Origin of the sequence: Plectonema radiosum NIES-515 (assembly GCF_025753815.1) — a bacterium.
Classification (GTDB): domain Bacteria; phylum Cyanobacteriota; class Cyanobacteriia; order Cyanobacteriales; family Nostocaceae; genus Hassallia; species Hassallia radiosum_A.
Genome location: NZ_JAOWRF010000016.1, coordinates 1 through 9,910, shown reverse-complemented (window position 1 = coordinate 9,910; position 9,910 = coordinate 1). Strand labels below are relative to the sequence as shown.

Here is a 9,910-nt window from a genome sequence, read left to right as displayed (position 1 = left end):
TAAAAGCCGTCCCCGACTGGAAGGAACGGCTAAGAGAATTTGTTGATAGTCTCATTGAAAATGTAGACGAATAGTTGTCAATAATAGTCTAGACTTGTCTATGCTATTGAGGTCTTAGGACTAGCTCCTTCTAATCCTCGAATTGCGGTATCCCCTCGTGTAGTACCTCCAGAGTGACAGCTATCAAACACCACTGTCACAACTAACCCCTTATTCACCATCTTTTTCAGGAGTGTTGCAATTTCAACGTCTCGCAGATAGCGTTCGTTTGTTTTGACAATATCCATCGGTACAAGCGCTTCATCAGGCTGTCCGACACTTTTTAATTCTGGATAGATTGTCTTTGCACGCCCCCCATGACCAGAATAATGAATATAAACTTGGTCATCTTTTTGAGCTATCTCAGTAATTGCGTGAAACTTCGCAACAATATTTTCGTAAGTAGGCAATTGCTCTTGAGCTTCGGGTGGTTCCGTAGCACCGGTATTAGAAGATGTCAGCTTAAAGATTTGCTTCGGCTTCTGCGTCTTTTTTAGGTAATCTTCTACCCGATTAACATCACGTACACATCCTCCAAGGCTCGCATATGAACTTCCATCTGGCAATTTACCGGGAAGATAGTAGTCAATACCAATCAGTAATGCGTATAAGTTGGGTATTTGAGTTGTTTGTTCGGTCATATTCGCGTTCTCATATGTTCTACCTTTAAATTTCTACAAGCTTGCTTTTCCGAATTGCGGAATTGTGAAAGACAATATCCCCGACTTCGCATAAGAATTCGAGGATATAAACAATATTTATCACTTTTAAGTTTTAATTCAAAGCTGCTTTAAGAGCTTCATCTACTTGATTGAGAGAATCTATTGCCTTTTCAATCAGTTTATCTTGTTGTTTTTCTGAATCAGTGTCAACAGCATCGGTTAAAGCTTGTATGGCATTTTCTATTTTGTTTGCATTATCACCCATTCCTCCTTTTTTCAAAGCAGTGGCAGCATTTTTTAAATGCTCCATAGCATTGTCAAAATACTCTGCCGCATCTGTATCGCTTTCAGCATCAGCTGCGTTATTCATTGCTTCTAAAGCTGAGTCGAGATTTTCGTCAGCATCTTTGACATACTTGGTTTTAATGTCAGCTAGCAACGTTGAAGAGGTGGAGTGAGATTGATTTACGCTAACACTTGCTGCCATTGCTGGATTAGCAGAGAAAAAAAGTGCGATCGCTATATTCGATAGCAAAAATGTTCCTAGTCTTTTTTTGATTTTCATAATTCAAAACCCCGGTTTTTATTGATATCAAGTCACGCAAATTAATCTAAATTTCTGTAATCAAGCTTATTTGCTTTACTTCTGTGAAACTTCTACAACTTGGCATAATTATTCTTTTATCGTCAATATAAAAAAAGTAGTTTATCGACTTTTTATATTTGTTAGGGATATATACGGATATAACATTCGTACTTATGAATTGAGCGCTTTAGCTCTCACTACGAATATTAAAAAAGCATAGGTAATTTACTTATCCCCAAAAATAATCTATTTAGTAGAGACGTTCCGGTGGAACGTCTTTACGCAAAACGTCTTTACGCAAAACGTCTTTATTAAGTTCCAGAAGTCCAAGAGTTGATGTACTCATCTTGGTCTGCGGTGAGGGTATCAATTTCAATTCCCATCGCTTGCAATTTCAACAAGGCAATGTTTTGATCGACTTCGGTAGGAATTGAGTGTAAACCAGCTTGCAGCTTACCTTTATTGGTGACGAGATATTCAGCAGCTAAAGCTTGGTTAGCAAAGCTCATATCCATCACAGCACTGGGGTGTCCTTCAGCAGCAGCGAGGTTGATTAAGCGTCCTTCACCGAGAACGACGATTGATTTACCGCTATGTAGGCGATATTCTTGAGTGAAAGGACGGACATTTTTAACTTCCGTTGTTTTTTCAGCCAAGGTTTTCAGGTCAATTTCCAAATCGAAGTGACCGGAGTTACAAACAATTGCGCCATCTTTCATGACGTCAAAATGTTCGCCGCGAATGACATGCTTGTTACCAGTAACTGTGATAAACAAATCGCCAGCGGATGCAGCTTCCGCCATTGGTAGGACGCGGAAACCATCCATGACGGCTTCAATTGCTCTGATGGGGTCAATTTCGGTGACAATCACGTTAGCACCGAGTCCGCGAGCGCGGAGTGCGGTTCCTTTGCCACACCAGCCGTAACCAACTACGACGATGTTTTTACCAGCGAGCAGAATGTTGGTAGCGCGGATAATACCGTCTAAGGTTGATTGACCTGTACCGTAGCGGTTGTCAAAGAAGTGCTTGGTGTCAGCATCGTTGACGTTCATCGCGGGGAATGTCAGCACACCGTCACGGAACATGGCACGCAAGCGCACAATTCCGGTTGTGGTTTCTTCGGTGGTGCCAATCAAGTCGGCGATTTGATGGGGACGTTGTTGAATTAAGGTTGCAACTACATCAGAGCCGTCATCAATAATGATGTTAGGACGGTGATCTAAGGCTATTTGGACGTGACGGTGATAAGTGTCGTTATCTTCACCTTTGATGGCAAAGACGGGAATGTCGTAATCGGCAACGAGACACGCGGCTACGTCATCTTGAGTTGAGAGGGGATTGCTAGCAATCAGGACGGCATCTGCACCACCTGCTTTGAGAGCGATCGCCAAATGCGCTGTTTCTGTGGTTACGTGGCAGCAAGCTGAAATCCGAACCCCTGCAAAGGGTTTCTCTTGCGCGAAGCGATCGCGAATTTGTCGCAATACTGGCATTTCGCGTCCAGCCCATTCTATGCGCTGTCTTCCCAAGGGAGCTAGGGCGAGGTCTTTAACCTCGTGCTTTAATCGGGGAGAAGTTGCGGTCATCAAAATTTCCTCAAAAATGTAAAAAACATACGTAATACTCTACGTACTTTAATAGAGTATTCCATGACTAGCTATTTAGTCTTATTCTAAGCAACTAATCAAAGCTTCTTTGCACTAGCTTGACGTTTGAGGGGAATAATGTCAACTTTATTTACTTTTTCTTTGCCTTAACTTTATGTTTCATCAAGGATTGGGAATTGGGCAGTGGGAAAAAAGAATTATTTGCATCCATTCCCTCATCGTTTATCTGTGGGCAAAATAGTACATATATACTATAATAATTATATAGCGTCCACGAAGCCACGTGTTGTGCGATTGGGACTCTGTGACAGCCTTCATGTGAAGTTTGACTCAAGGGTTTGTTTTATGATTAAACACTATATTCTCAGCCTCAATCCGACTGCGAAGCACGACTGGGATCGTTGTATTTTACGCGATCCGCTGACTGCCAAACGTCCAGACATTGCTAAGTTAATTGCGGAAGCGGTTGGTGCGGATACAGGCAGTTATTTGGTGAGTGTGAATATCCAAGTTGAAGTATTAGAGCAAGCTGCGGTGCCTTATGCTGAACAACTATCACTGAATATTGCCGAGGTGAGTGTTCCGTCTCAACTCAGGGAAGTCGCGTAGTAAACAAGAGTCAAAAGTCAAGAGTCAATGGTCAAGGATCAAAAGTCAAAAGACTTGTATTATCGGCTTTTTCAACATTTGTAATGGTTGGTTTATTTACGCTGTGCTGCACTAGGGGGTAAATTATTTTGATGTTGCAACTGAGTCATTATCCATCTGCGATCGCTCAAGCTGCCCAACGAGTGAATGAAGTAGACTCTCAGTTGATGGCAGTTCAGCACCAAATTAACCGATTTGAAGGCAATGCCGATCGCATTTGTGCTTTTGAATCTGATTTAAAGAATGATGCTCAACGCAAAGCACGTCGCTTTGAAGTGCTGTTGGTGAATCAGGAATATCAAAAGTCAATGGATACCCTGATTAGATTAACGGCAGAAAAACAAAATGCGATCGCTCATTTAGAATATCTCCGCAACCAATTTAGTGTAGCTAAATTAGAAGCGAGATTAGCCATAGTTCAACAAATCAATGATTTTGAAGCTCGTGAATTAGTTGGTTTGTAATTACGTAGTGAGCGGTTCACCGCTCAATTCCAATCCTTTCAAGGGACAGATAGACATAAGTCAATACCGTTGGTGTTAAGCCCGATCAAACGATTGTAGAGACGCGAAATTTCGCGTCTCTACAGGTCTAAAATCAGTACCAAAAACCTTTTAGACATAGGTGTGAAAAACAATGTAGAGACGCGAAATTTTGCGTCTCTACAGGTCTAAAATCAGTACCAAAAACCTTTTAGACATAGGTGTGAAAAACAATGTAGAGACGCGAAATTTCGCGTCTCTACAACGGTTATGAATAACGCATATTTAAATTCGGTAGATGTCTATTAAATCCGCGTTATTTACGCTTTAAATTATTTATGTAATCTTGTGTAATTTTTTTGATTAAAATTACGCTCAAGCAATTCTGCAATTTGCTGATTAATAATTGTGACATCAAAACGTTGACTTGCAGTAATTCGGGCATTATTAGCTATAGCCGCTGCCTTTTCTGGTTCTTGAAGACAAGCGCTAATTATTTGTGCCAGTTCTTGAGATTTTCCTGGTGTCGCTAAAAAACCATTGATATCGTGTTCTACTAATTCAATTGCACCACCAGATGCAGCTGCAACTACAGGTGTTCCACATAGCATCGCTTCAACAATCACTCTACCAAAAGGTTCTGGAGAAATAGAGGTATGTGCTACCAAGTTACAAGCTGACATTAATTGAGGAATATCTGAACGAAATCCTAAAAATTTGACTCTTTTGTCTAGTCCTAAATTTGTTACCTGACTATGTAAACTTTCAACATAATCTTGTTCACCAAATAGTGCATCACCAACTAAAAGCACTGTTACCTCTTGAGGACATTTAGCAAGTGCTTCAATTAAAATATGCTGCCCTTTCCAAGGTGCAAGACGGCTAAAATGTCCGACTACGAATTGTCCTTCTAAACTTAATTTTTGCCGCAATTGCTTAACATCAGACTCGGAAATTTGATATTTTTTTGAGTCAAAGCCGTTGTAAACTATTTCCGTGAGGTTTGCGCGTCCACCTGCTTTGACAAAAGCTGTTTTGCTAGCTTGAGAATTGGCAATTACTAATGATGCAAAATTGGCGCAAGTTACAGCAATGCGACGGTTGGTTTTACTAAAATGCTCATCAGAAAGAATATCATGCAAATGATATACCAAAGGACGACGGCTAATAAAACTAGCGATCGCACCAACAACTAATGCTTTTTGTGTATTGGCGTAAATTAAATCATATTCACGGGCGATTTTAGCGACTTTAGTAATTATCGGTGCAAGTTGTGCTAAACTACCTAAACCTTGTGTCAAGCTGCTTTCTTTGTGAACTTGTATTGCTTGACTTGCCAAAACTTCCACGGGAATTTTATTCTGAATAAGTAAACTTTTAAATGAACCATCTGCAAATAAGCCAACCTTACAGCGATCGCTATAAGGTTTCGCAATATCTATCAAGCATAATTCTGCACCACCAGGTTTACCACTTTGGTCTAAAAAGAGAATTTTCATATGCAGTTGTTTAGGCTAAAAGAATCGAGCGTACCTGAGTCGCAATTTTCTGCCAGTCGAAGTGTGTAACAGCGTAATTGCGACAGTCTTCTGGTGAAGGTACTGGGATTTTTTTTAGTAATACTTCTTCTAATTTTTCGGCAATAGCTGACACTTCGATGGAGTCAGTAATTAAATGTGGTGAAAAGGGTTCTAAAATTTCTGGCATTCCACCAACAGGAGTACACACAACTGGAGTGCCACAGGCTAAAGATTCCACTATTGCTAATCCAAATCCTTCAAAAGATTGACTGGGCATTACACTCAAATCGGCAGCTTGATAAGCTATTGGCAATTGGTCATCAGGTAAAAAGCCTAAGAATTCAACGTGGTCTTTGAGTCCCAATTCTGCGGTTTGTTCTTTCAGTGCAGCTTCTAATACTCCACGACCACCAATTGCGAGCCAAACGTCAGGAATTCTCGGTTTGATTGTAGCGATCGCGATCAACAATTTGTCAAGTCCAACGCGATTGACTAAACGACGCGATGTAAATATAATTGGACGATCCTGGGGCCAACCTAACTTGCTGCGAGCTTCTTGAGGTGATAGATTTACTTGAAACCGATTAATATCAACTCCACCAGGAATTATGTTAATTTTGTGAGCTGGTACTTGATATTCTTGATGTAAGATATTGCCAAATGCTTTGCTGAGAACTATGAAGCGATCGCAACGGTCATAAACTCTTTTTTCTATTAGCCACCGCTTGAGAAAAGCGTCAATTTTATTAATTCCTTCTTCCTGACTTTCAGATGCCCAAGGTCCATGAAAGTTAAAAGTAATTGGCACTGACTTTGGCAAAAGATTCAAAATAGGATAACTATACAATGCAAAATGTAAATTAATTGCATCTGGTGTTCCTACCCTAGTTTTTTGAAAATTAGTGCGAATAGACCACAGACGTTGCCAAATTCGAGTATCTGGATAAGCTAAGTTAGTCAACTTTATCGGCAAATTTTCTTCAGCTTCTGGCAGCCCAATGCCACATAATTCTACCTTGTCTCCATTCGCTGCTAATTGTTTAGTTAGTTCATAAATATACCTCTCTAACCCCCCTGGTGTTTTGGTAAACCACCCTGTTCCTAAGCTGAGAATAGATGCTTTTTCATTTAAATAGTACTTTTTCTTACTTAACATAACCATTTGTCCTGATATTTACTGATGTAGATTGGGTTGCTTCCTCATCCAACTTCAATGTTTTTTTTGAGATTGCGGATTAATAGACATCCTTTATATTTATATTCTGCCATTCTAGCCAGCATCAGTCCTCTCAGTCAGACTATAGGTAAACTTCAAGCAAAACCATCTACAGCAGGACAATTCAATCTACTAAGATATAAAATTTTATCCTGAAAATGTTAAAATACTATTTTGAATAAGCAAGACAATACCCAAATTATACTAATTTATGTGTCATTATCTGCCAAGGTTTGTTGTTAACTACTGAGAAAAATTTGCATTATTCTCACCTTTAATAGACATTGACAACAAAAATGTAAATATCGTCAGTTTTAATTGCAAGACTTGAACTTAGGATAAGCAATGCGTTTATGATGAAATTGCTGCCAAACTTCTACAAAAATTTCGGCAATTTCTGACATTTCTTCTCGTGTTAAACCTGAATCTAGGAGTTGATTATCTTGCCATTTACCACGGAGGATATTTTTAACCATTGCTAAAGCTTGTTCTGGGGTTACATCTTTAAGCGATCGCAGCGCTGCTTCGCAAGAGTCTGCCAGCATCACAATTGCTGTTTCCCGCGACTGAGGAATCGGTCCATCGTAGCGAAAATCTGCTTCATTTACTGTTAAATTTGGATCTTTTTTTGCCATTTGCTGCGCTTGGTGATAAAAATAAGCAATTAGCATTGTTCCCTGATGTTCGGGAATAAAAGCTTGAATTGCTGTGGGTAAACTGTGTTTTCGCGCCATCACCAACCCCTCACTTACGTGCTTTTTGATAATTTTCGCACTTTTCCAAGGATCGTTAATTTCTGTATCGTGTTTATTCGGTCCTCCCATTTGATTTTCAATAAATCCCAGAGGGTCATGCATTTTCCCAATATCATGGTAGAGTGTGCCAGCTCTGACCAACTCGACATTGCATTTGAAGTGTTTGGCAGCAGCTTCGGCAAGGGTAGCCACAAATAAAGTATGCTGAAAAGTCCCAGGAGTTTTCGTCGCAAGTTGTTTTAATAAAGAACGGTTAGGATTTGCCAGTTCTGCTAAACGAATCGGGGTGACTAAATCAAAAAGTTTTTCTAAATAAGGACTCAAGCCCAAGGCAACAATACTCCAAACTAAGCCAGATAAAGCAAAGAATCCGGCTTCTCTAAGTACGATGTACCATCCTGAACCAAATGCAGCACCGAGTAAGAGCTTTAATATCAGATAAACACCACCTTGAGTAAAGGTAACAGCGACGCTAAGAAGTGCAAGTTCCTCACGCGATCGCAAGCGTTTGGCAATACAACAACCGAGTATTCCCCCAGCAGCACCACTCCAAAGCACAGTCCTACTGATTTCCACGCTAAATGGTAACTGTAAAACCAGCAATCCGATAACTGTTATACCTAAATTAGCTCCGTAGAAGCTACCCAACAATAAACCAATGGCACTCCAGGTGGTATATGGTGTGCCAGCTAGCACTCCGGGCACACTTGTAGCCAGCAACAATATTAACAGGCGATCGCGTTGCCGCATTTTTGTTTTAATTCGCTGTTCCACCAAACCAAAAATGCCAATAGATACGCTAACAAAGCCTCCCAGTTTCGTCAAACCCAGCCAGTTAATCTCCCTGCGTACTAAATGATAATGCTCTAGCACCTCAAAGTCCCAAGCAGTAATCGTCTCTCCTTTTTTGACAATTATCTCACCCCGCCGCATCGGCACCATCACAGGTTTGACACCAGCCGCAGCTTGTGCGCCACTTTTTTTGCTTTGTTCTTCATCTTTTTTCAGATTCGGTTTGAGTACAAAGAGCAAAAGTTTTTTAGCTAAAGGCTCGGCTTCTTGTGGTACTGATGTCTGCACTTGTAGCCTCACGGCATCTTCTAAAATATTTGGCGGCAGTCCCGGTGGGATACCTTGGGCAAGAATCCGCTCTGCACTTTGTTGAATTCCTGCTTCTGTTTTTCCCCAGTCTTCATCTGACAAGTTTAAAATAAAAGTATCATTATATACTGGTTCCTGATTGACAGCGTTAAGCTCTAACAGTTTGGCGTTTGCCATAGCGTATGCTTGGCGAGCTTGGGAGATTTGAGCGGTGAGTGAGGACAAGTTTTGCTGTGAGGTCGTCAAGCGGTAAGTTTCTAATTCTGCCACTGCTTGAGCAAAGTCAGGTTTTTGGGAAAAAGTATCAAATTTTGCGGGATTAGTCTGTATGGGCATTGTATTTTTTTGCCATTGCCTCGCCTGGTTAATTCCGGTAATTTTACTGCTTTGCTTTTGAATCTTGAGTGCAAACTTCGGCTGCGTGTTCCTATTCTCTACGGCTTTTAGCAGCGTTTGCCATTCAGAATTAGAACAAGAACGCAGATAACGCTGGGTAGAAAGGGGTAAAACTAAAGTGTCAAAAAAAGGAAAATACCCGGCAGTTGCACGAATTTCGTTACCCGTATCCAGAAATTGTTGCAAATCTTGACGGATTTTTTCGTTAACTTGTGAATTGAGCATTAAGACTGATAGGGAACTTTTAGTCGCGTATGAGCGCTCTTGCTCGGTTTTTTTCTTATCTACGATGTTAGCTGAGTAAGGAGCTTTCATCGTTTGTGGCGCAATAGTCCCTGCTTTCAGCTTTGTGGTGTTGTATAATTTATGCCCCATTACGCCTGTGAGGGAAACTAATGCGATCGCAAAAATAACCGGGGTACGCCCAGAAATATAGCCCAATCTGCTTACACAAGTGCCTCTGTTAGTTTTATACGCTGCCATCGATCTAGAAGTTCTTAGTTTTTGCCGATCGCATTTATCGCTTGTTTTGGATAATGAGAGCAGAAAATCATTGATAACACCTCTTGCCCCAAGCAAGTGTCCTTTATTTTGTAGCGTCTTGTAACGTTGCCTGAAGTGGTTCAATTTCTCGGTCATGGACTGAAAAAATGCCTGGGTTTTCATTACCTATGACCGCAATTACTTACTTTGATAGCTTAAAACAAGATACCCTGACATTGATGCGATCGCACTTTTCTACCTATAGAAACTTCACTCGCAATACTCTAATTGAAGCCGATTTACCACAATGGCTATCTCAAGAATAAGCTTTAGCGTTTCCCGTGCAGTACCTATATAAAATATCACTAAAATTTTCAGGTTGGGGAATTTGGAGAGGGGAGGAGGGGAGGAG

At 40.7% G+C, this 9,910-nt stretch carries 9 protein-coding genes; 3 read left to right on the top strand and 6 right to left on the bottom strand.

The window, feature by feature from the left end:
• Positions 1 to 98: 98 nt before the first annotated feature.
• The 3 genes from OGM63_RS01540 to ahcY form a co-directional block, all read right to left on the bottom strand.
• Positions 99 to 680, bottom strand: coding sequence for a caspase family protein (locus OGM63_RS01540; protein WP_263743739.1), 582 nt, complete (start codon positions 678 to 680; stop codon positions 99 to 101).
• A gap of 133 nt (positions 681 to 813) precedes the next feature.
• The gene (locus OGM63_RS01535; RefSeq protein ID WP_263743738.1) at positions 814 to 1,266 is read right to left on the bottom strand and encodes a hypothetical protein; all 453 of its coding nucleotides are present in this window, start codon (positions 1,264 to 1,266) and stop codon (positions 814 to 816) included.
• A gap of 332 nt (positions 1,267 to 1,598) precedes the next feature.
• Positions 1,599 to 2,876: an adenosylhomocysteinase gene (gene ahcY, locus OGM63_RS01530; RefSeq protein WP_263743737.1), complete on the bottom strand. Its 1,278-nt coding sequence runs from the start codon at positions 2,874 to 2,876 to the stop codon at positions 1,599 to 1,601.
• A gap of 366 nt (positions 2,877 to 3,242) precedes the next feature.
• Here ahcY and OGM63_RS01525 point away from each other — a divergent pair, with 366 nt between their 5' ends.
• Positions 3,243 to 3,506 (top strand): hypothetical protein, encoded by a 264-nt coding sequence (locus OGM63_RS01525; protein ID WP_263743736.1) that lies wholly within the window; start codon positions 3,243 to 3,245, stop codon positions 3,504 to 3,506.
• 131 nt (positions 3,507 to 3,637) lie between these two features.
• The gene (locus OGM63_RS01520) at positions 3,638 to 4,009 is read left to right on the top strand and encodes a hypothetical protein (RefSeq protein ID WP_263743735.1); all 372 of its coding nucleotides are present in this window, start codon (positions 3,638 to 3,640) and stop codon (positions 4,007 to 4,009) included.
• Between the two features lie 350 nt (positions 4,010 to 4,359).
• Here OGM63_RS01520 and OGM63_RS01515 read toward each other — a convergent pair whose 3' ends face one another.
• The 3 genes from OGM63_RS01515 to OGM63_RS01505 all read right to left on the bottom strand — a co-directional run bounded on the left by OGM63_RS01515 (position 4,360) and on the right by OGM63_RS01505 (position 9,681).
• On the bottom strand, positions 4,360 to 5,526 hold the full coding sequence (locus OGM63_RS01515) for a glycosyltransferase family 4 protein (RefSeq protein ID WP_263743734.1): 1,167 nt from the start codon (positions 5,524 to 5,526) through the stop codon (positions 4,360 to 4,362).
• Positions 5,527 to 5,536: 10 nt separating this feature from the next.
• Positions 5,537 to 6,703, bottom strand: a complete 1,167-nt coding sequence (locus OGM63_RS01510) for a glycosyltransferase family 4 protein (protein ID WP_263743733.1) — start codon at positions 6,701 to 6,703, stop codon at positions 5,537 to 5,539.
• Positions 6,704 to 7,077: 374 nt separating this feature from the next.
• Positions 7,078 to 9,681 (bottom strand): HD family phosphohydrolase, encoded by a 2,604-nt coding sequence (locus OGM63_RS01505; protein WP_263743732.1) that lies wholly within the window; start codon positions 9,679 to 9,681, stop codon positions 7,078 to 7,080.
• Between the two features lie 5 nt (positions 9,682 to 9,686).
• On the opposite strand from OGM63_RS01505, the gene OGM63_RS01500 reads away from it, so the two are divergent.
• Entirely contained in the window at positions 9,687 to 9,824 is a 138-nt protein-coding gene (locus OGM63_RS01500) for a hypothetical protein (protein ID WP_263743731.1), read from the top strand.
• The last annotated feature ends 86 nt before the right edge of the window (positions 9,825 to 9,910 follow it).